The 605-nt window shown below is 66.9% G+C and carries 1 pseudogene; it reads right to left on the bottom strand.

The features are described 5' to 3' along the window. Positions 1–605: pseudogene (locus AC1RQG_RS27835) on the bottom strand (TonB-dependent receptor); the annotation flags it as partial.

The following is a 605-nucleotide window of genomic DNA, read 5'->3' as shown; positions in this document are numbered from 1 at the left end:
CCGGGTTCGCCGGCGAAGATCTTGTAGGTCTCGCTGCGGTACTCGGCGCCGAAGGCCACGTTCAGGCCGCTCATCACGGTGTCGTAGAAGCGCGTGAAGTCGACGTTGGTGGTCAGCTGCTGGAACGAGAAGCCGCCGGCCTTGAAGTTGTCGGGGCTGATGCCCTTGCCGCCGGCCAGCAGGTCGGCGTTGGCGATGGACGCGTTCAGCGTGTGGCTGATGTCGTACATCATCTTGTTGTAGCCGTAGGTCTGCGAGAAGTCGGCGTTCCATTCGCCGATCATGCCGCGGTGGCCGATGGTGGCGTACTGGTCGTCGATCTTGCCGTTGATGAAGGGCACGAAGCCGTCCGGGTACATGGCCGCCGAGTTGCGCGACGGGATGTCGTCCGTGCCCACGCCGCCACGGGCCCAGGCGGCGCTCGAGGCGTCGCGCGACTGGGCGCCGGCCGTGAAGTACAGCTTGCCGGCCGGGGTCGGCACTTCGCCGTTCACGTACAGGGTCTGGTTCTCGGCCTTGGTGTCGCCGATGATGCGCGGGTTGCCCGGCTCGGCGCGGTTGGAGCGGCCCCGGTCCAGGTATTCGCCGGTGATGCCGATCACGCC

The sequence above is a fragment of the Rugamonas sp. GW822-FHT03B10 genome (assembly GCF_058801745.1).
Note: the sequence above shows the minus strand (reverse complement) of the source record. Positions and strands in the feature narration are given on the sequence as shown.